The sequence below is a fragment of the Paraburkholderia panacisoli genome (assembly GCF_008369935.1).
GTDB classification, from domain to species: domain Bacteria; phylum Pseudomonadota; class Gammaproteobacteria; order Burkholderiales; family Burkholderiaceae; genus Paraburkholderia; species Paraburkholderia panacisoli.
Map to the genome: position 1 here is coordinate 125,691 of NZ_VTUZ01000015.1, position 21,078 is coordinate 146,768.

At 61.3% G+C, this 21,078-nt stretch carries 17 protein-coding genes and 5 pseudogenes; 10 read left to right on the forward strand and 12 right to left on the reverse strand.

Translation table 11 applies throughout. From position 1 onward, the window contains the following. Positions 1–16 precede the first annotated feature (16 nt). The 4 genes from FVF58_RS22885 to FVF58_RS54800 form a co-directional block, all read right to left on the reverse strand. Positions 17–544 carry a periplasmic heavy metal sensor gene (locus FVF58_RS22885; RefSeq protein WP_149672177.1) on the reverse strand — a complete coding sequence of 176 codons (528 nt, stop codon included), beginning with the start codon at positions 542–544 and terminating at the stop codon, positions 17–19. Beyond that, complete coding sequence (locus FVF58_RS22890; RefSeq protein ID WP_149672124.1) at positions 541–957, reverse strand: hypothetical protein; 417 nt, start codon at positions 955–957, stop codon at positions 541–543. Before FVF58_RS22890 ends, FVF58_RS22885 begins: the two co-directional genes overlap by 4 nt. Next, positions 954–1,514 (reverse strand): RNA polymerase sigma factor, encoded by a 561-nt coding sequence (locus FVF58_RS22895; RefSeq protein WP_149672125.1) that lies wholly within the window; start codon positions 1,512–1,514, stop codon positions 954–956. The genes FVF58_RS22890 and FVF58_RS22895 overlap by 4 nt, the downstream gene beginning before the upstream one ends. 474 nt (positions 1,515–1,988) lie before the next feature. Beyond that, positions 1,989–2,309 carry a YXWGXW repeat-containing protein gene (locus FVF58_RS54800; RefSeq protein ID WP_149672126.1) on the reverse strand — a complete coding sequence of 107 codons (321 nt, stop codon included), beginning with the start codon at positions 2,307–2,309 and terminating at the stop codon, positions 1,989–1,991. Between the two features lie 391 nt (positions 2,310–2,700). Here FVF58_RS54800 and FVF58_RS22905 point away from each other — a divergent pair, with 391 nt between their 5' ends. Both FVF58_RS22905 and FVF58_RS22910 read left to right on the forward strand, forming a co-directional pair. Next, positions 2,701–4,482 (forward strand): phospholipase C, encoded by a 1,782-nt coding sequence (locus tag FVF58_RS22905; protein WP_149672127.1) that lies wholly within the window; start codon positions 2,701–2,703, stop codon positions 4,480–4,482. Between the two features lie 195 nt (positions 4,483–4,677). Beyond that, a complete protein-coding gene (locus tag FVF58_RS22910; RefSeq protein ID WP_149672128.1) occupies positions 4,678–6,117 on the forward strand; it encodes a cytochrome-c peroxidase in 1,440 nt (479 codons plus the stop codon). 132 nt (positions 6,118–6,249) lie between these two features. Here the strand turns inward: FVF58_RS22910 and FVF58_RS54445 are convergent. The 3 genes and pseudogenes from FVF58_RS54445 to FVF58_RS22925 form a co-directional block, all read right to left on the reverse strand. Further along, a pseudogene (locus FVF58_RS54445) lies at positions 6,250–6,460 on the reverse strand (carboxymuconolactone decarboxylase family protein); the annotation flags it as partial. Between the two features lie 156 nt (positions 6,461–6,616). Then, a complete protein-coding gene (locus FVF58_RS22920) occupies positions 6,617–7,282 on the reverse strand; it encodes a hypothetical protein (RefSeq protein WP_188130901.1) in 666 nt (221 codons plus the stop codon). Positions 7,283–8,274: 992 nt separating this feature from the next. Next, positions 8,275–8,705, reverse strand: a pseudogene (locus FVF58_RS22925) (transposase); the annotation flags it as partial. Here FVF58_RS22925 and FVF58_RS22930 point away from each other — a divergent pair. Further along, positions 8,701–9,063: pseudogene (locus FVF58_RS22930) on the forward strand (cytochrome-c peroxidase); the annotation flags it as partial. The pseudogenes FVF58_RS22925 and FVF58_RS22930 overlap by 5 nt on opposite strands. A 158-nt stretch (positions 9,064–9,221) precedes the next feature. Next, positions 9,222–9,914, forward strand: coding sequence for an HAD family hydrolase (locus FVF58_RS22935; protein WP_149672129.1), 693 nt, complete (start codon positions 9,222–9,224; stop codon positions 9,912–9,914). A 303-nt stretch (positions 9,915–10,217) separates the two neighbouring features. Here FVF58_RS22935 and FVF58_RS22940 read toward each other — a convergent pair whose 3' ends face one another. Beyond that, entirely contained in the window at positions 10,218–11,444 is a 1,227-nt protein-coding gene (locus FVF58_RS22940; protein WP_149672130.1) for an RNA-guided endonuclease InsQ/TnpB family protein, read from the reverse strand. 22 nt (positions 11,445–11,466) lie between these two features. Between FVF58_RS22940 and tnpA the strand changes: the two genes are divergently transcribed. Both tnpA and FVF58_RS22950 read left to right on the forward strand, forming a co-directional pair. After that, complete coding sequence (gene tnpA, locus FVF58_RS22945; RefSeq protein WP_149672131.1) at positions 11,467–11,880, forward strand: IS200/IS605 family transposase; 414 nt, start codon at positions 11,467–11,469, stop codon at positions 11,878–11,880. A gap of 65 nt (positions 11,881–11,945) precedes the next feature. Continuing rightward, positions 11,946–12,185 (forward strand): hypothetical protein, encoded by a 240-nt coding sequence (locus FVF58_RS22950; RefSeq protein ID WP_246217155.1) that lies wholly within the window; start codon positions 11,946–11,948, stop codon positions 12,183–12,185. Positions 12,186–12,338: 153 nt separating this feature from the next. Here FVF58_RS22950 and FVF58_RS22955 read toward each other — a convergent pair whose 3' ends face one another. The 4 genes and pseudogenes from FVF58_RS22955 to FVF58_RS22970 form a co-directional block, all read right to left on the reverse strand. Further along, positions 12,339–12,731: a carboxymuconolactone decarboxylase family protein gene (locus FVF58_RS22955; RefSeq protein ID WP_149672133.1), complete on the reverse strand. Its 393-nt coding sequence runs from the start codon at positions 12,729–12,731 to the stop codon at positions 12,339–12,341. Positions 12,732–12,954: 223 nt separating this feature from the next. Continuing rightward, a pseudogene (locus tag FVF58_RS22960) lies at positions 12,955–14,384 on the reverse strand (mannose-1-phosphate guanylyltransferase/mannose-6-phosphate isomerase). Between the two features lie 108 nt (positions 14,385–14,492). Continuing rightward, positions 14,493–15,227, reverse strand: coding sequence for a GNAT family N-acetyltransferase (locus tag FVF58_RS22965; RefSeq protein ID WP_149672134.1), 735 nt, complete (start codon positions 15,225–15,227; stop codon positions 14,493–14,495). A gap of 28 nt (positions 15,228–15,255) precedes the next feature. Beyond that, positions 15,256–16,232, reverse strand: a pseudogene (locus tag FVF58_RS22970) (aminotransferase class I/II-fold pyridoxal phosphate-dependent enzyme); the annotation flags it as partial. A 1,383-nt stretch (positions 16,233–17,615) separates the two neighbouring features. Here FVF58_RS22970 and FVF58_RS22980 point away from each other — a divergent pair. From FVF58_RS22980 to FVF58_RS22995, 4 genes are all read left to right on the forward strand, one after another. Continuing rightward, on the forward strand, positions 17,616–18,665 hold the full coding sequence (locus FVF58_RS22980) for an integrase domain-containing protein (protein WP_246217156.1): 1,050 nt from the start codon (positions 17,616–17,618) through the stop codon (positions 18,663–18,665). Between the two features lie 41 nt (positions 18,666–18,706). Beyond that, the gene (locus FVF58_RS22985) at positions 18,707–19,192 is read left to right on the forward strand and encodes a hypothetical protein (RefSeq protein WP_246217157.1); all 486 of its coding nucleotides are present in this window, start codon (positions 18,707–18,709) and stop codon (positions 19,190–19,192) included. 41 nt (positions 19,193–19,233) lie between these two features. Next, entirely contained in the window at positions 19,234–20,037 is an 804-nt protein-coding gene (locus tag FVF58_RS22990) for a hypothetical protein (protein WP_149672136.1), read from the forward strand. 216 nt (positions 20,038–20,253) lie between these two features. Next, positions 20,254–20,943 (forward strand): hypothetical protein, encoded by a 690-nt coding sequence (locus FVF58_RS22995; RefSeq protein ID WP_149672137.1) that lies wholly within the window; start codon positions 20,254–20,256, stop codon positions 20,941–20,943. The last annotated feature ends 135 nt before the right edge of the window (positions 20,944–21,078 follow it).

A 21,078-nucleotide genomic window follows, 5' to 3' on the forward strand; every position in this document is an offset into this window, starting at 1 on the left:
CGCCCGCACGGTTTTTTTAATCGCCCGAAGACTCGCCGGACGCAGCCTGGCTCGCCGGGTTTGCCGGGTTTCGCGCATTGGCCGCCGCCGGCTCCCGCCACTGCCCGCGCAACTTCAGGCTCTCGGCGAACCGCACCCGCTCCTCGGGCGACAACGTCGCAGCGAAATCCGCCACGCTGCCTTCCACCTGCGCGCGCAGACTGCTGTCGGCCGCCCGCGTGCGGGCAAGCGCGGCATCCAGCGCCGCGCGATCGAATTGCGGCGCCGCGAGCAGGCGCAGCACGTCGCGCCGCCCTTCGCGCCCCTCGCGCGCAAACTGCCGCCCGTCCCGACGCGCATTCTTCAGGCCATCGATAAAGGCCTGCTGCCGCTCGACAGACAGCGTCTGCGCCGCGAAGCGCAGCGTGCGCTGTTGCGCGAGCACCGGCGCGATGGCGCCGTGCGCCGCGAACCATTGATAAGCACCCCCGACGATCGCGCCCAGCAAGAACACATTGAGCACGAGCGACGCCATCAGCACGACTTTCCACGTCCGGCAGTTCATTCGCCGCTCCAATCGGCGGACGTGCCGCCGAAGCTCGAAGTTAAATAAGAGGAGTCGTGCAGCAGCGGCGCGTTCTCCGTCAGCACGAAGAACGACACCGCGAACGCGCCGGCCGCGCCGCCCAGCAGCCCGACGCCGGCGACCGCCGCGCCCGACCACCACAGCCGCCGCCGCGCCGCCGGCCGCCGTACCGGCGCGCGCTCGACGATGCGTTGCTGCAAAGCCGCGCCCGGCGGATCGATTTTGTCGGCCGCGAGCCACGCGTCAAGGCCGGCCGCGTCGCTCAATACCGCGACGGCTTCAGCGCGATGCGACTGCGCCCACGCTTGTGCCGCCGCGCGCTCCTGCATCGGCCAGCGACGCGGATCGGCGCCGTAGGCTTCGACGATCTGATGGAATCTTTCGGGCGTCATGACTTGTCCTTGCTAAGGCCGCTGCCGGCCAGTTGAGCGCGCAGATTGCGGCGCGCGCGGGCCAGCAGACTTTCCAACGCATCGACGGTGATGCCCATCAGGGCCGCGGCGTCGATGTTCGACATCTCCTGGTAATAGCAGAGCACGAGTGCCTCACGTTGCCGCGCCGGCAATGCGGCGAGCGCGGCGCGCACCCGTTCGTCCTGCGCGCGTGCTTCGAGACGGGCGTCGGGCGGCGCGGCGGGATCGGCCTCTTCGGGCAGTTCGTCGCGCGGGTCTTCGCGCCGGCCGCGCAAACGGTCGTAGCAAAGATTGAGCGCGACACGATGAATCCAGGTATCGAATTTCGCGTCGCCTTCGCGCCAGCGCGACGCCTGTTTCCAGATTCGGACGAACACTTCCTGCGCGACGTCCTCCGCTTCCATGCGGTCGCCCAGCATACGCATCGCGAGCGCGAGCAGACGCGGCAGCTTGCGCGCGACAAGCGAGCGCACCGCCGCCGGGTCCTGCCGGCCGACCCGCTCGATCAGCTCGGCGTCGGGATCGCGTTCGCTCAAGGCGTGGCGCTCCAGCGCGCGAGTTGGGGGCGGCGGGCGGATGCTCCAGGGCGTTGCGGTTCGGGTTGCCGAAGCTCAAACCCGCGCGCCTCGAACCCATACAGCCGAAGCCATGGCCGCATGACTCGCGCGCGCTCGAACCGGGCCACCCCGACGCATCGCCTCATGGAACGAACGTGGTTCACTTGCCGCGGCTCCTTCCGATGCAACTCACGTTGGTCTCACCTCTAACGGATCGTTGCAGGCGCACCGCATCGACCGGCACACGCGAACGACGAGTCGCAGCGTACTACGCGCTGCGCCGGCCGCAATCAATATACGACGAGCGCCGGCCGATAGTAGGCCGGCCGCGCCGGGTAGACCACGCAGCCGGCGAGCGTGAGCGCCAGTAGAATCATCGTGAGTATTTTCATGGCAGTCTGCCTGGTTGAGTGATGCGAAGCGAGCGTCGCACGGCGTCGTGGAACGCGCCGTTCACGCCCAATGCCCTTCCACCCAGCGCCAGTTCGGCCCGCGCTGCGCCCAGTGCCCCGGCACCCAGTGATAGCCGACGCGCACCGGCTGCCAGTGTCCCGGCACCCACACATAACGGCCATGCTCCCAGCGCCAGCGACCTTGATCCCACACATAGCCGGCACGCGGCGCGGGCATGACTTCCACACGCGGCGGCGGCGGCGCCATCGGCGCGACGATCACGGCCTGCGCGAACGCGGGCGCGGCCGTCAGCGTGACGGCCCCGCACAGCGACGCGGCCAGCATGGAGCCCAGAAAGCGAAGCGGTCGAGCCGATTTCATGTTGGTCCCTCCCATTAGATGCGAAGCCCGAAGCGGCTCCGTTTCTTCTTGAACGCAGCAGCGGAAAAAATCCGTCGCTGCGCTTTGCTCTGGAAGAACACGCGGGGGAAATACGCGCTGCGTGGCGGCGAAAACAAGCTTGGGAAATGAGCAATGAAAGACCCGATGAACGACTCCATGTCAGCTTAACGACAGCAAAGGTTATGCAAACGAATGGCGGACGAGAGCCAACGTAATGTTTGCGCCCCGAAATCTTAATCATCGGATGGTCCAATGCGCGCAGTTTTAAGCGGTAAAACATCAGTTGTATTTCTAACAATATCCTCCAGCGCACTCCACACGCTTGTCGATGGAAACGCTGAACGGCGAAGTCGAATCTGGAGCCAGTGACATGTTCCGTAACACCCTCTTACCCATTCCGTTTGCCGCGTTGCTGACGCTCGCTGCATGCGGCAGCAATAGCGTCAGTTCGACGTCGTCGAGCACACCGACGCCGGTCGTCTCCGCGCAGGACGCGGTCGCGACGGCCACGCCGATCAAGCACGTGGTGGTGATCTTCGGTGAGAACGTCTCGTTCGATCACTACTTCGCGACCTACCCGCAAGCCGCCAATCCGGTCGGCGAACCGCAATTCACCGCGGCCACCGGTACGCCGACGGTGAACAACCTCAGCAGCAACAACCTGATCGCGGCCAACCCGAACGCGCTCGCCACCTCGCCGAACACGGCGGGCCGCACGGTAGGCGCGGTGACGATTGCGGGCCTCGGCCTGCCGGCCGCCGATCTGCTGCCGTTCCGCCTGGACCGCTCGCAAGCCAACACGTCGAGCCAGAATCACGCGTACGCCGCCGAACAGCTCGCGTATAACAATGGCGCGATGGACTCGTTCCCGCTGTTCACGGCGTCGGGTTCGACGATTGCCGGCAGCACCGGCGCGTTCGCGACGAAGGGCCAGGTGCTCGGCTACTTCGACGGCAACACGGTCACGGCGCTGTGGAACTACGCGCAGAACTTCGCGATGAACGAAAACGCGTACACCGACACGTATGGTCCGTCGACGCCGGGCGCGCTCGAAGTGGTGTCCGGTCAGAACAACGGCGTGGTCGTGACGGGCCCCAGCTCGGCCAACGCGATTCCCGACTCGACAGGCGGCTTCACGTTGGTCGGCGACCTCGACCCGACCGGCGACGTCTGCACGATCGCGGCGGCCAGCGCAACGACCGGCGCGATGACGTCGAGCAACAAGAACATCGGTGACCTGCTCAACGGGAAGAACATCACGTGGGGCGGCTTCATGGGCGGCTTCAATCTGCAGACGGTCAACGCGAACGGCACGACCGGCTGCTTGCGCTCGACCTTCTCGCAAGTGCTGAACGCGTCCAAGCCCGACTACGTGCAGCATCACGCGTGGTTCCAGTACTACCCGAGCACGGCCAACCTCGCGCATACGCGGCCGTCGTCGGTGGCTGCGATCGGCGCGAACGATCCGCTCGACAACACCGCGACGCCGGTGCACCACCAGTACGACACCGACGACTTCTTCACCGCGGTGAAGGCGGGCAACTTTCCGTCGGTGAGCTTCCTGAAGGCGCCGGCAGTCAGCGACGGTCACCCGGGCAACTCGGACCCGATCGACGAGCAGGCATTCGTCACGAAGGTGATCAACTTCCTGCAGCAACAGCCTGACTGGAAGAACACCGCCGTGATCATCGCTTACGACGATTCGGACGGCTGGTACGACCATCGCTACAAGGCGCCGACGAGCTCGTCGTTCGACTCCACCACGGCGCAGTCGGCCGGCGGCAAGACGGTGGCGGGCAGCGACAACCTCAGCGCGCCGGGTCAGTGCACGGCAGCGGGCGCAGTGCAGCCGCAAGGCGTGAGCGGCGGCGCGGTCAACGGCCGTTGCGGTCCGGGTACGCGCACGCCGTTCATCGTGGTGTCGCCGTGGGCGAAGGTCAACTTCGTCGACGATAGGCCGATCACCCAGGCGTCCGTGGTGCGCTTCATCGAGGACAACTGGCTCGGCGGTCAACGCATCGGCGGCGGTTCGTTCGACGCCACCGCCGGCAGCATCATGAACATGTTCAACTTCACGGGTTCCGGCAACGCTCCTACGGTGTATCTGGATCAGAACCTCGGCACCAAGCTGTCGTCGGCGCCGGCTATGTGAGCGGCAGCCGTGGCGCGCGCCCTTCTCTTCTGTTTGCCCTCGCGTGCTGCACGAGCTGTCAGCGTACAACACGGCAGGCCGCGCATGCGATGAAGAGCGCGCGAGACGACGAACTGTAGTTGGGATCGAGCCAGTGCAAACGTGCTGGCTCGATTTTCCTGTTTACCGCATCCGATCGAATTACCTGTCAACGCCATGAACCATCCTTCAGACGCCGTCATGCGGCCGTTGCCCGCGGGCGGCGAGCCGGGCCCAGTGATCACCCGCCGCTCGTGGCTCAGGCTGCTGGCGTGGAGCGCGGCCGGCCTCGTGCTCGTGCTCGCCGCGCTGAGCGCCTATGCGCTCGTGTACCCGGCGCGTATGCCGCCGGCGGTCGGCGAGATCGTCGAGAACATCACTGGCGCTAACCCGCATCCGGTGCAACTGATGCGCCCGCAGAACGCGCCGCTCAGCGCGGTCGCGTTGCTCGGCAAACAGATCTTCTTCGATCCGACGCTGTCGGCTTCCGGCATGCAGTCGTGCGCGTCGTGCCACTCGCCGCAGCATTCGTACGCACCCGATAACGCGTTCCCGGTCCAGCTCGGCGGCGCGCATATGACGCAGACCGGTTACCGTCCGCCGCCTTCGCTCGCGTATCTGTACCGCCAGGCGCCGTTCAGCATCGGCCCGGATCAGGGCGATACCGACGTGCCGGTCGACATGACGCAGCTCGCGACCCAGGCCGCCGGCATGCAGCGCGCGCAAAAGACCGCGCTCGCCGCGCCCGCCGCTGCGGCGATGGTGCCGCAAGGCGGTCTGTTCTGGGACGGCCGCGCGGATACGTTGCAGAACCAGGCGCTCGGTCCGCTGACGAATCCGGTGGAGATGGCGAACGCGACGGAAGAAGACGTCGCGCGCAAACTGCTGCAAACGAAGTATCTCGACCAGTTCAAGCAGATCTTCGGTCCTTCCATCGTCAGCAATCCGAGCCTGCTGGTTTCCGAAGCGATGTTCGCGGTGGGCCGCTATCAGATCGAGGATCAATCGTTCCATGCTTTCACCAGCAAGTACGATTACTGGCTCGAAGGCAAGACGCGTTTGACGCATGCCGAGCTGCACGGTCTGCAATTGTTCAACGACAAGGACAAGGCGAATTGCGCGGGCTGCCATTTGAGCCAGCCAAGTCGCGACGGCCTGCCGCCCGTCTTCACCGACACGCAGTACGAAGCACTCGGCGTGCCGCGCAATCCGGCGATTCCGGCCAACAAGGACCCGAAGTACTTCGATATGGGCGTGTGCGGCCCGTTCCGCGACGATCTCGCGAAACAGACGCAGTACTGCGGCATGTTCCTGACGCCGACGCTGCGCAACGTCGCCGAGCGCAAGGTGTTCTTCCATAACGGCGTGTATCACGATCTCAAGCAGGTGATGGACTTCTACAACCTGCGCAATACGGAGCCCGCGAAGATCTATCCGCGCGATGCGTCGGGCAAGGTGCAGAAGTACAACGACCTGCCGCCTCAGTATCAAGCCAACATCGATTCCGCCGACGCGCCGTTCGACCGCAAGTTCGGCGACCAGCCCGCGATGACCGATCAGGATATTCAGGACATCATCGCGTTCATGAAGACGCTGAGCGACGGGTATAAGGAATGAGGATGTGATCGCGTGAAGGCGGGTTGCGTTGTAGTGGCAATGCCTACGCGAGGTTCTTGCGCAGCCCTGGCGTTGCGGTTGCACAGCCTTCGCGCGGCGGCGCGCGATCCGGTGAGGTATCCTTGCCGGTTCTGCGACCTCTATTACTGCCATCAGCTCGCCGAACATCTCTGCGGTCATGCCCGCGCGGCGCGCGGCGGCCGTGACTCGCGACACAGTAGCCGCAGTTGTTCGTCACGCTCACCGCGACGTAGAGCAGCTCCTTGATCAACGGATCGAGTGCGCCGGGCGCCATCACGTCTTTCAGACTGTCCCATGTGCGCGCGAGCGTCGGTGGATGCTTCTAGATGCGCTGACATCCAATCATCGCGCGCGCAGTCCTTTTGATCGTCCTGGCTTTCTTGCGTTGCCGCGTGAGCGCGCGCGAGCGGTCGCGCCGGATGCCGGCGCCGCTCGACTCCGCGCGCATGAAGCTTCGAGTGCACAGTGTCTGATCGCGCTAGAAGCGATACGACACGCCGATTTGCACTACCGGATACCAGCGGTAGGGCGACACCTTGGACTTCAGTTCATTGAGCCCTTCGCTTGCGATTTGCTGACTCATCGCTGGACCGGTTCTCTGGATCAGTGTCGGCGAGAGCGTGTAGGAAACCTCGGGGATGCCATAGGCGACCCCCAGGTCTGCGATAAACCCTAAGCCTTTTGCCTGCGGATGATGTCCATAGCCGACGCCAAAATAAGGCATCACGGACGGATAACGGGCTTCGGCGACGGCGTATTCTCCGGGAAACGCCGGATACTGCTTCCCCCCGAACAGATACGTGCCATTGGTCGGAACCGACGTCCCCTTCAGATGGTCATCGCTGAAGCGCACGCCGGCCGTTATGCGGAAGCCGCTGGCGTAAGGCGGAAACAGATCGAGATACAAGCCTCCTTGACGGAGATCGAGGTCGTCCTTATATCTGATCCCCGAGACGGTGAAATCGTGGTGAAAGCTGATCGCGTTGAAATCCACATGCAGACCGACGATCTGCGTGACGGTGATCGCTCCGCCTATACCCGGTCCTTGTGTGCCGGCCTGGACGAATATCTCCTGGGCGTCGGCGTTCGTCACAATTACCCAAACGACGGCTGACAGCATGCACCAACGGCTAGGTGTTTCCATGACCTCGTCTCCCTGGGGAAAGCGACAGCCGTAGGCACGCGCGAGCATCGCCGTGGCCTCGCCTGGTTACGAAGCAAACTATGGGCAGCGGAGTAATGCGTCTGTGGGACTACGTGAGAGAAACGAAACGATCAAGCTTTACGCGATGGCCGCTGCGGAAGTGGCGTCTTCCGGCTCGTCAGCCATGCTCCCAATGCGTCGAACGGGCCCACGATGAGGCTTGTGTCCGGCGCGTGGCATGGGCGAACATCTGCTGCCTCTGATAGAACCCGGCGAGGAAGGCCTGACGATGGACAGCGTTCACAAGCAACTGGCCGCCGTATATTCGATTGATCTGGACTGACCCGGCTTCGCCAAACGTTTGCGTCAGCGTTCGAGCAGCTAACGTGAATTCATGAAACGCAACGCGAGCGTGAGGGTAGTCGCAGCACGTCTCACGTGACTGCGGCGCACGCGCTCGTACGAGCGGTCGCTACATGCAGCCGCTGACTACGTGTGCCAGATAATCGACGTCTGTCACGACGGCCTACTGCCTGGCGAAAGCCATACCTCCTGTCAGGATGCGACTTCGAGACTTTTTAATGAGTCCGTCATCGGATGCTGTGGCGAAACGCTCCGCGGAATCATTCCTTGGCAGATCAAGGTACACGTCTAGTCGTTGCCAGTTCAACGCCGCTATCCCCAAGACGCTCCAGCAGCTTTCTGTCTGCGCGACCCCCAGTATTCCCGACGGATAAGTCGGGGGGGCAAAAGACCAAAGCGTTCACCGTCTTTTCCAGCTCTCCGATCTCGGTCTCCGTGGCGTCCACATTCGTCTCAACATTCGTCTCCTTCGAACTTCTGAAGCACTGAATGTCTGTCGTCTACCCGCGTGAAACGGTCGCCACCATTTCTGCGCAAACGTTAGCGTTCTCACGTTCGACAGCTCACTATGTTCCCGTCTAATCTGAAGCTTTTAACGGCGGAATCCGGTCATTGTTTCATAGGGAGAACTACTTAGAGACCGTTTCAAAAGGCTGTTCTGAACGCCTGAAGATGTTCCAGCAGACGAGGGAGCAACCGAGTTTGAGGAAAGCTTCGTGAATGTCGGCGCGACGATCAAAGCGAATGCGACGACGACGAAAGTTGTAGAATCATGCGTGAGCCCGCTCGACCACCCAGCAAAATTTGCCGAGGTCACTGCCGTGCTCGGTCCGGTGCTTTGCGATCACCGGGATGCCGCGTTTGCGAAGTTTCCGGCGATGTGGTTCGGAGCGTAGCCGCGATCGGCGTAAATGACTTTAGGCTTCTGAAACGGCCGGCCACGTAAACTGCGAATCGGCGTCATGGCATCGACGAGCGGTAGCAATTGGGTAACGTCGTTGCGGTTCGCGCCGGTCCGGATGGCACTGACGGGGACGCCATTTGCATCGACGTGAATGTGCGGCCCGTTCCGCGACGATCTCGCGAAACAGACGCAGTACTGCGGCATGTTCCTGACGCCGACGCTGCGCAACGTCGCCGAGCGCAAGGTGTTCTTCCATAACGGCGTGTATCACGACCTCAAGCAGGTGATGGACTTCTACAACCTGCGCAATACGGCACCCGCGAAGATCTATCCGCGCGATCCGTCGGGCAAGGTGCAGAAGTACAACGACCTGCCGCCTCAGTATCACGCCAACATCGATTCCGCCGACGCGCCGTTCGACCGCAAGTTCGGCGACCAGCCCGCGATGACCGATCAGGATATTCAGGACATCATCGCGTTCATGAAGACGCTGAGCGACGGGTATAAGGAATGAGGATGTGATCGCGTGAAGGCGGGTTGCGTTGTAGTAGCAATGCCTACGCGCGGTTCTTGCGCAGCCCTGGCGTTGCGGTTGCACAGCCTTCGCGCGGCGGCGCGCGGTCCGGTGAGGTATCCTTGCCGGTTCCGCGACCTCTATCCCCACCCTGCCCGATGGCCGATTTTCCCTTCGATGCCGTACTCTTCGACTGCGACGGCGTGCTCGTCGACTCCGAACCCATCACCAACCGCGTGCTGACCGAGATGCTCGGCGAGCTGGGCTGGCACTTGAGCGTCGAAGAGACGATGCGCATTTTCGTCGGCAAGACCGTCAAGGACGAAGCCGCGCTGATCGAAGCGCGCACCGGCTTCGCGATCACCACCGACTGGCTCATGCAGTTTCGCGAGCGCCGCAATACGGCGCTCGATCGCGAATTGCAGGCTATTGCTGGCGCGGCATCGGCGGTGCGAGCACTTCATACCGCGCTGGACGGACGCATTGCGGTCGCGTCCGGCGCCGACCGGATCAAGGTCGAATTGCAGTTGGCCAAGGCCGGTATTCTCGACTGCTTCGAAGGACGCATTTTCAGCGGTCACGAAATGCCTCGCAGCAAACCGTTTCCCGATGTGTACCTGGCGGCCGCCGCCGCGTTGGGCGTGAACCCGAAACGTTGCGCGGTGGTGGAAGACACGGTGACGGGCGCGACCGCGGGCGTCGCCGCAGGTGCGACGGTGTTCGGCTATTGTCCGGCAGAACTCGGCCATAGCAGCGCGACCGCGCTGCATGGCGCGGGCGCGGTGCACGTCTTTCAGGACATGGCCGAATTGCCCGCGTTGCTCGCGCAATGGCGCGGGCTTACGGGCTGACGTCGACCGCTCCTTGATGTGTGGATTCGAGCGCGCGGTCCAGCGTTCGAGAGAAGAGTGTCGGCGCCGTCACGACATCCGGCGCTTCGCAAGTTGGTCCATGACTATCACTTTGCGCGCGCATGTTTGCATCGAGTGAAGCCCACGCCGCTTTTGCGGCGCATGGCATGGTGTGTGTAAATGGATTGCGTGAGCGCGGCGTTGTCCGGGCTCGTTGCCAATCCAACCTTCTAGGAAATCCACCATGACAACCCTGATCTTGACATCCTCCCCGCCCTAAAGGCCCCTAAAGGGCGGGGATTCCTACTGCACCCAAGCCGCAATGGCTTGGGCAGCTTCGGCGGGTTCCTGCTTCTTCGAACGGCCTGACTGCACCGTTTCTCCACAGGCTAACAAGCGCTGTCCGCGCTCTAAAACATTGATCGCGCCGACGTGATCGGAGTTTGCTTCATGACCGCAGCGCACACACGCGAACAGGGCTTGCGTGCGACGATTGTCGGCCGACATATGGCCGCAGCATGGGCACGTGCGGCTCGTGTTGGCCGCCGGGACGGCGACAAAGAAACCGCCGCGCCATGCGGTTTTGTATTCGAGTTGGCGGCGGAACTCGAACCAGCCTTGATCCAGAATCGACTTATTGAGCCCACTTTTGGCGCGGACATTGCGCCCCGGCGCGTCGGCCGTACCGCTCGCCGATTTGCTCATGTTGCGCACCTGCAAGTCTTCGACGGCGATCATTGCGTGGTTTTTGCTGATCGTGTTCGATGCTTTGTGCAGGAAGTCTTTGCGGGCGTCCGCGATGCGAGCGTGGATGCGCTGCACGCGGGCCTTCGCCTTTTTCCAGTTCGACGAGCCCTTGACCTTGCGCGACATGCGGCGCTGATATTTCGCGAGGCGTTGCTCGTGCTTTTTGAAGCTCGCGAGCGGCGCGATGAACTTGCCGTCGCTCATGGTCGCGAGGCGAGCCACGCCGACGTCGATACCGACCGCCGGGCCGTGCGGCACCGGCTGCGCGACCTCGCGTTTCGTGAGGATCGACACGTAACACTTGCCGGCGCGATGCGATACCGTCGCGCTGCGTACTTCGCCGAGTACCATGCGGCTGTTGCGGTAGCGGATATAGCCGAGCTTCGGCAGCGAAATGCGGCCGTTCTCGCGATCCAGTTTGATCTGCTTGGGATCGGGATAGCGGAAACTGTCGGATGACTTCCCTTTGCGCTTGAACTGCGGGAAGTCGGCGCGTTTAGCAAAGAAGTTCTGAAACGCACGATCAAGGTCGAGAATCGCCTCGTCGACAGGATGGCGCGGCGCATCCGCGAGCCACGGAGTAGCCGCGCTGTTGCGCCATTCAGTGAAGCACTTTTTCATCGCAAACTTGCCGATAAACTTTCCGCCGGCCGCGTGGTTTTCCTTCTGGAGCGCCAACGCCTTGTTATAGACGAACCGACACGCGCCCGCGAACTGGCGCATCTTGCGCACCTGCCCGGCGGTTGGCATCAATTCGAATTTGAAGGCCTGGAGTCGTTCCATAGACACGATCATAATTTGGTCTATGACTACAGACAACGATATTCGAAACGGACGCCACTGCATATTCTTGATGCACGTGCATTTGGTCTTCGTGACCAGGTACCGGCGTGGCGTGTTTACGAAAGAGATCCTCGACGATATGCGCGGCGTCTTCACGAGTGTGTGCGCCGACTTCGAGGCCGAGCTAGTCGAGTTCGATGGCGAGGAAGATGTACACCTGCTGGTGAACTACCCGCCTAAGGTCCCCGTATCGGCACTGGTGAACAGCCTGAAAGGCGTTTCGAGTCGAATGATCCGAAAGAAGAATCACCCGAGCATCCGGCGCACGCTGTGGGGCGGTGCGCTTTGGTCGCCGTCCTATTTCACCGGTAGCTGCGGCGGGGCGCCGATCAATGTCATCCGCCAGTACATCGAGCAACAGCGAACGCCGCACTAGGGCCGAGGAAGGACGCCTACGGCGTCCGCGCTATCCTTCCCTGCAGGGAGAGGGTTGCCGCGCACGTGCTCAAAGACCTGTCCCGCTTCGACGAACTCGACCATGCGGCGACGCAATCCGTGCGCGGCGGCATTGCCTACATCACGCGTGGCGACCCAGGGGGATGCAACGGTGGTGTCGTGCCACCGGTTTTCGTCCACCCCGGCTGGGACGGGTACCCGCCGGTTCACGTCGGTTGCGGACCGGTGTTCAAGCCTTACGAGCACCTGCCTTCGTATCCGGTGGGAGTGGTCACGCCAATGTGAGCGGCGCGCCTTCGACACTTCGGTATGTGAAAGTTGCGAAGCAGGCACCGCTTATGTCGCTTGCGATTTGCGGCGGGCGCCTGCTTTGCTATGGTTTGCTTTTGCTTTTCTCGCTTCGCGGCGCACGCCGTTGGCGAGTTTGCGATCGTGGCTTTACTCGAAAGCCGTGTCGATCGGCACGCGATAGCCAACCGCGAGACGATTGGTTTCGTTAGCCATCCCAACTACTGCCATCAGCTCGCCGAACATCTCGTCGGTCATGCCCGCGCGGCGCGCGGCGGCCGTGTGACTCGCGACACAGTAGCCGCAGTTGTTCGTCACGCTCACCGCGACGTAGAGCAACTCCTTGATCAACGGATCGAGTGCGCCGGGTGCCATCACGTCTTTCAGACTGTCCCATGTGCGCGCGAGCGTCGGTGGATGCTGCGCGATGTACTTCCAGAAGTTGTTGACGTCGTCGACCTGGCGGGTCTGCTTGATGTCGTCGTAGACGGCTTTGACTTCGGGGGACGCTGCGGAGTATTCGACGGCTTTGGGCTGGGTCATGAGTTCTCCGATCGGGGGATGGGAATTAGCGGCGCTATGCGTGGGTAGGCTGCGACCGGCTATTGTGAGCTGCGGTAACGTTCAGTTTAGCGGGTGCGGGTTAAGTTGTGTCTGGCGGAGAATACACATGGCAGATGCCGGAGGATAAAAAAAGCCACCAGTCTTGCGACGGGTGGCCTCGGTAAGCATGCCAAACATACGAAAGCGCGTAAAGCGAACTCCGTTAAGCCTTGGCTACACGCCCATAGGTGTCTTCGAAACGCACAATGTCGTCCTCGCCGAGATAGGCGCCCGACTGCACTTCGATCAACTCCAGCGGAATCATGCCCGGGTTCAGCAACCGATGCGTGACTCCGACCGGGATGTACGTCGACTGATTCTCGGTCAGGATGATTTCCTTGTCGCCGTTCGTGACCAGTGCGGTGCCTTCACGACGATCCAGTGTTCCGCGCGATGATGATGCATCTGCAAGCTCAATTGCGCCCCGGGGCTGACGACGATGCGCTTGACCTGGAACCGGTCGCCGCTGTCGATGCCTTCGTACGAACCCCATGGGCGCACCACGCGACGATGCGTGACGAATTCGTGGCGCCCCATTTCATTCAATTGGGCAACGATCTTCTTGACGTCCTGCGCCTTATCGCGATGCGCGACCAGCACGGCGTCGGCGGTCTCGACGATCACGACGTTGTCCAGACCGATTGCAGCCACCAGTCGGTGTTCAGCGCGAATGTACGAGTTCGTCACTGCATCGGTGAGCACGTCGCCAATCAGTGCGTTGTCTTGCGCATTGCGCTCGGCGATGTCGGCGAGCGCGGTCCACGAACCGATATCGTTCCAGCCGAGATCCGATACCGCCACCACGGCGGCGCGCTTCGTCTTCTCCATCACCGCGTGGTCGACGGAGATGTTCGGGCACGCGGAGAAGGTTTGCGCGTCGAGGCGCACGAAGTCATGGTCGCGCTGCGCGGCGTTCAGCGAAAGCTCGGCCTGCAGCGCGATTTCCGGCTCATAGCGGCGCAGTTCTTCCATGTAAGTGGAAGCCTTCAGCATGAACATGCCACTGTTCCAGTAGTATCCGCCGTCCGCGAGGAAGCGTCCCGCCGACACCACATCTGGCTTTTCGACAAATGAATCGACAGCAAACACCTTCTCGCCTTTAACGAGTTCAGCGCCCGCACGAATGTAACCATAACCCGTATGCGGTTCAGTCGGAGCAATGCCGAAGGTAACCAGGTAGCCATCTTTCGCAATCTGGGCGGCAGACTCGACCGCTTTGACAAAAACCGCTTCGCCAGTAATAACGTGATCAGACGGCAGAACAAGCAACAACGACTCCGGAGAATCGCGCATGGCAAGGAGCGCCGATACTGCGATAGCAGCCGCCGTGTTTCGGCTCGTAGGCTCAAGCACGATCGCCGACGACTCGACCTTGACCTCTCGCAACTGCTCGGCAACCAGAAAGCGCTGCTCAGTATTTGTCACGACGATCGAAGACGACATGTCCTTGATCGCGCGCAGCCGCAACGCGGTCTGCTGAATCAGGGTATTTTCGCCAGTCAACTTGAGGTACTGCTTGGGATATCCACCGCGTGACATCGGCCACAGTCGCGTCCCACTTCCACCGCAAAGAATCACCGGATGAATGTGCATCTTTTTACTTCCTTTTTTTTCCTATTGTTTTAACGGACACTGGTACATCACTCCGAAAGCGCTACTTCTGCCAACGGAGCCTCTTGAACCGTAACGGAATTGCATTTTTTATTCGCACACCGATCTATAAATCCGTTTGATCGGGTTTGTCTCGCCCCCCCGCCCCCTTCCCACAAACCCCATCCGCACCGATTCGAGCTCACGCGGCAAACGCGGCGAGACCGGGCCACGGCGCGGCAACTCGACAAACCCCAAGCGTCGATACAGAGCGTATGCACGGGTATTGCTCACCAGCACATCCTGTACGATCTGCCGGCCGCCGTCGCCATCCATCGCACCCGCATGCAGTGCGTTGGCGAACAGCGCGCTGAACACCCCCGTGCCGCGCATCGTCTCGTGCGTCGCGCAATGGGCGATCAGCGTTTGCGACGATTTCGGCGCCGGCAATTCACTCTCCAGCACGAGCCCGCGCAATAGCATCCGAACCGTGCGGGGCAAGCCGAAGAACAGCAACAGCATCAACGCGACATGTGGATCGTCGAACCAAGTCTCGCGGCCGTCGTGCACCGCGAGCACCGCCGCCACCTGATCGACGCCAGTAACGGCAACCGGGTGACGCCGGTACGAGAAGCGCCCGAATTTCGACGCGAACGCAAACGCGAGAAACTCGATGCACAAGTCAGCGGTTTCGCCGAGAAAGAAACCGAACTCCCGCACGCCCGATGCGAAAATCAGCGGCGCGCAAGCCTCGGCATCTTCCGCTCTCGCGGGGCGAAAGCGCAACTCGCCCCATTCGGGGTCGCGATGAAGCGCTTCGGCGCGCACGGGTTCGACGGCGTACATGACAGGAAGTCTTCTCTTTGCTTTCTCGTTAGCGCGGCAGTCGTTTGAGCGCCGCAATGGTTCGGCTGATCTGCTCGGGCTCGTGCGTCGAGCAGATGAAAAACCGCAGACGCGCCGCCTTCTCTTCGACCGCCGGATAGAAAATCGGCTGCACGTTGATGCCGTCCGCGAACATCGCGTTGGCCCATTGCGCCGCCTTCAGCGTGCTGCCGGTGATGATCGGCACGACCGCGTAGCCCGCGCTCTTGCCGGTATCGAGGCCCGCCGCGCGCGCTTCGTCGAGAAACTGTTTGCCGCGAGCGCGCAGCAGCGCCACCCGTTCGGGCTCGGCGATCAGGCGTTCGAGCGCGGCCAGCGACGCCGCCGCGAGTGCCGGCGCGAGGCCGACGCTATACAGGAAGCCCGGCGCGAGGTGCCGCAGAATATCGATCAACGCCCGCGACCCGGCGATAAAACCGCCGCAACCGGCCAGCGTCTTGCTGAGCGTACCCATCCAGATATCGACATCCCCGCTCGCAACACCGCAATGCTCGCGAACGCCCTTGCCCCGCTCACCCAGCACGCCCAGCGAATGCGCTTCGTCGACCATCAGAAACGCCGCGTGGCGGCGCTTGATGTCGACGAACTGCGCGAGATCGGGAATATCGCCATCCATGCTGTACAAGCCTTCGATCGCGATCAGCACCCGCCGGTAGTCGTGCCGCACGCGCGCGAGCAGCGCGTCGAGCGCCTGCCAGTCGTTGTGCGCGAAACTCAGGCGCTTCGCGCCGCTCAACTGCGCGCCCTGTACGATGCTGTTGTGCGCGAGCGAGTCGTGCACGATCAGGCCGCCAGAACCGCATAGAGAGCCGATCACGATCACGTTGGTCCCGTGGCCGCTGACGAACACGACGCAATCGTGGACCTCATAGAACAACGCGAGCGCCATTTCGAGTTCACGCTGCACCGACGCTCTCCCGCGACCATGCGGTTCGCCGACGCCGACGTGCCGTAGCGGTCGATCGAGACGGAGTTGGGCATAGCGCGGGTAGTGCGTCAAGGTTCCCGCGACCAGTTCGTTCTGCTGCAAACGACGCTTCAGTTCGAGCGCGATTGTCAGAGGCGGCTCGACGTCTAGTCGTTGTCGCCGCTCCTGCTGTTCAGGGTGAAGCTTCGAAAGACGCTTGTTTTTTGGCGTCTTTCGATGCCTTACGTGAGAAAAATCGGGTCTTTTGCCATTGATCCCACAAATTCAGATGATCACGATTTTCAAACGCAAAAGACTGTGATAGTGTTGCTCCAAGTTCCGCGTCTCTGACGCAACGGCTCGGCATGGTATCCATGCCAATTGCTTGACTGGCACCCTGCAACAGTGACGACTTCGGTCGAGCTCCCTTGCACTGCCGGAAGAGCCTTTTTAAGAACGCCTCGGGCACGGCTCTTGTAGTCGGTCCAGCGAAAATAGCTTCTACGCGTCTCTGACGCATCGATGAACGCCCCGGGCACGGCTCTCGTAGTCCGCCCAGCGAAAACCACCTTTCTGGCTGCAGCTCGCAGCACACCACCATGACAAAGCACGCGGCCTAAACTGCCCGTCTTCTCCCTGCTTGCGCTGTCAACGAGCGCGGATTTCTCAAGCGCCGTCGACGCATCGACCCCGCCCGCGTCCATCTGGACGACTCCGGGCTGAGTCGACATCCATCGCACGCTCCTCTGATGCAGAGGCCGCCCCGAATGACTCGCCATCTGAGCGTGGCACAGCACTGTTTTGTGTGGTTTATCCAAGCAATTGAGCTGGTTCCCGGTGCAGCCGGGGTCACCAGCAAGCTTCGATTGTCCGCCTGCGGATAATCGTACGCTTCCTTTGCATCTTTGAGACGCTCGAGCCGCTCGAGCCCATAGATCGTTTCGGTCTGCGACGCGCCGCAATGGCGCATATCGATCATTTCCCACACCCTCAAGCGCGATCTCGACGTGACTTGCTCACCCGAATTTCCGCCCACATCGCGCTCGCCCTCACGCGAGCCGTCATCGCCCACGTGCTGCATGCACACGAATGCGGTTGGACATCGAATGCGTCGCCTGGCGACGCACGGTGTTCGTCCCGCCCCGGGCTCTCACTTCCAAGCGCGCAGACCTTTCCGCCGGTGTCAACCGGGGACCCTCAGCTAAACCGCCTCTGCCCAATTTCTTGCACTTCCGAATCACACAGCAGATCAACGTCGCGCCCTCGTTGATCCCGCTCAATCAAGTGTCCTTATGGGACACGTCGCCATCGCAGCCGATGGCAACAGGGTGCCCTCATTCGCGTCCCGCCCGCGCTTGAGGCTCAGGTAGAGGCGGAACAACCTGTCACAGGAAAGGAACCGTATGGGACGAAGATCAAGAGGCGTCAACCATGCCGCACAGATGAGCCTCAAAGCAGGCGGAAGCAAAGACTCACAGAAGCACCGTCGCTTACATTGGAGCGAGTTTTCGCGTTTCGCAGCCCGGATTGGTCACACGCTGGAAACAGTCAATGAAGCGGAAGACTGGATGCTCGAGTTCTTTGTCTGGTTCCTCGTTGCGGGGGCGATGAAACCTGGCACGCTCGCGAACTATCGGGCGTCGCTCTCAGTGATACAGGCGACTGCCGGACAGGATATGTCCGGCTCAACCAGCAGCCGGGACCTCCAGCTTGAGCGACGGGACCGACATGGCAGGCATCGTGCGCGCACGCAGCAGGAATTCAACGACTTGCTCGCCGCGGCCCAAGCGTTGGATAACAGTGTCGTGCACGTGATTCGACTGATGCGTTGGCTTGGACTTCGCATGCGCGAAGCACTCATGTGCGGCAAGTCACTGGAAACCTGGCGAGATCTGATCTTGCAGGGCGATCTTCGCCTGCCTATCGAGCGGGGCGCCAAGAACGGGCGTCCCCGTCGCACCGAAGTGCTTGCGGATCACGTCGACGAAACGCTCGAGGCCATCAACGCAGCGTTGGCGTTCTGCCGCGACCGCGATTTTGAGCTGGTGAGCGGCTGCCATGACGATCTAAAAAGCGCCAAATCCCGCCTCAAGTTACGCTTTGATCAACTGCCAATGCGCCGGGAGCTTGCTAGTCACAGCCTGAGATTCACGTACGCTGTCGACTTTGCGAACGCCGCACTGGATCGAGGCATACCGCCTGTCGATGTACTGACTCAACTATCCGACCGCCTTGGACACGGCCCGTCGCGGGTAAAGATGATTCTTGAGGTCTACTGCTGGCAGATTCGCCACCGGTTCCCCGAAAAAATTCAGCTGCCGAGCGACTTCGTTCCCAGACAGCGAACGAGGAATCTGCAGACGTCGGCAACAGGTCGTCCAGACGATCAACCTCAAGACAACGGCGCCGCTTCCAGACGACCAGGGCGGGCGCGCGGACCGCGCTTCCAAATCAACCATGGAGGGAAAGGAATCAAGCATAAATCAAATTAATATGTATTCCAAATTAAACAACGAACGCAACCTGAACATCTATGAAAGAGCAAGACAACGTGCTTGAATCACCACTCACCGGGGACGCTCGCGCCACGCTTAATCGGTACAGCAGCAAAAAGGCCGTCGAAACGCTGCTGCCACTATGGTTGCAGTTTGAAGACTTCCTGCGCTCGCACAGTCTGTCGCCAGCTTCCATCCTCGATATTCCGGAGGATACGCTTCGTGCGTACGCGAGCTATCTCGACCACCGGGACTGCCATGTCGATGACGCGCTGGTCGCGCTTAGCGCGGTCCTTCTTGTCTGCCTGCACGCGGGTTACAACGGCAAGATATTGCGCTCCGTTGTGATCCCGCGCATTCGTCGACCCGTCGAGAACCGACTGTGGGCCGCATTTCGCTTGCGAACCTACCAGCCGCTCGAATCTTCGAAAATCGCCCGGAGTCGCAGACGCCTGGCCAAGCGCGAAGCGTGCGCGCAGGACAATGGTCGCGCCGACACGCCCTCATGTACGCAACGTCCTTAACGCTTTTCATCGCTCCATCTACATCTATCGAAGGAACAACCATGACTCATCTGATTGTGGCTCACTTTCAAAGCTCGAACAGTGCCGCGCAAACTTCGGCAGCGCAAATTCTTCACGCACGGACAGGAGGCTTGCTCCTGAATCCGAGCCTGCTCGATGCGACCAGCGAGCAAGTGAGCAACGGAAATTTGACGGACATTGAAAATGAACTTCAGGATCATTACTGCACCTTGATGACTTCCCGGCGCGGGGGAATTATCGATGTGTCACCTGAATATCGGAAGGCAACGGTCGCATTCATCCAGGCGAGGCGCACTGTTCTCACCGAACTGAAAACGATCATTATCTCGACGTCTCCGGACGCAGCGTCACAGCAGGCTACCGTAGAAACGCTTGGCGCTATTTGTGCAGCGGGCGTGGCGCCATCCTGCATCCGGATCCTATGTACCGACGCCCCAGCAAACACCGCCATCGAGGATGGCTACCGAGTAGTCGCTGACTATGCACGCGAAGCAAGCATCGCGGTGTCGCCGGAGGCTACGCTTCCTGTATCAATATCTTTTGCGAAGGCGCAGCAATTCAAGATGCCGATCGCCGCTGTCCTGAACCGCGCAGTCGACTTCGAAACAGAACTGACTGCAGCGCGGCTCAACGGTGCGCCGGAGAAAATCATGCACGCGCTAGCCCACAAGGTGATCGCGCAGCGCGAACTTCTGGATGCGGTTGATACGTTCAAACGCGTAGCCGACGCACTCGGAATACCAACCATCTCGCAGGACGAGTGGCGTGCCGAATTGGCCCCGGCCACGAACCGGAAGCGGACGAAGACGACAACGCTCGATTAAGGGATCTCAATCAAGACGGACCGACGGCCCACTTCCACTCACGGCCTGTTGGTCCGCGCAGCCGATTGGCTTTTGGTCGCCGAAGACTGCGTACCTACGCCATTCGAGACATGAGAGCACTACCATCGCTCCCATATTGGCATTGCGCTGCCGGCGTCCGTGCAGTTGAATGAGCCTGGCTCTCACATCGTTCCGTTGAACTATAGGGATATTGCAATGAATAAGTTCCATCAAATGACGTCAGAGATTGAACGAAAGGCCCTTGTAGAATCTGTCGCTCGCGCTCTCAGTCTTCGCTGCGAGCCGTTGCCACCACTCCTCACCGACGCCATCGCTCTGAACAGCGCACTAGCGCGCGCGGCGCGGCGCATTAACTATGAAACGCATATGTATCGGTGGGCGACTAGGGCCGACTCCCTGCGCATGTCGTCCGCATACATGCGTCGACACGCGAAGTTAAAGAGTGCCGCCGTTTGGCATCGAGCTACCTCGTGGGGAAGCTTGGCTTTGAAGTTGATGCGGCCCCTCGCTCCTAACGACGTTGATGACGGAAACTGCGACGCAATTTCGCTCGAGTTCCTGCTCAATGCCATCGCTGAGGATCCGCTAATCCTAAGCACTCGCCGCGATGGCCCGTTCCCGCACCTACCAATCGACATTCTGCTTACGGAACGAATCGATGAATTCTTTAAAGAATACAGTGGTCCAGGCGTGGTGCATCCGTTTGAGGGCCGCCACTTCGTTCAGGGATGCGTTCTCAATATATATTGCGACGCAAGCAACGCCGCAGAGCGAGCGGGCGTTGCCAGCGCGCTCTCCCGAATCATGAGCGCGGAACTCGATGCGGAAATCGTGTCGCTGGTGCAGGAGGCGCGTCACACTCATGAAACGACGCGACCCCATTGACCACGTTAGCTGGGAATTCCGCGGACGCGCCTGGCACCTAAAAGCACGGCTGCGCTAAGAAGCGCCGTTTTGGTGAACGGTACCCGCCGGGGCTCGGCGGGTACCTCGCTCTGAATTGATACACCCATTCGACCT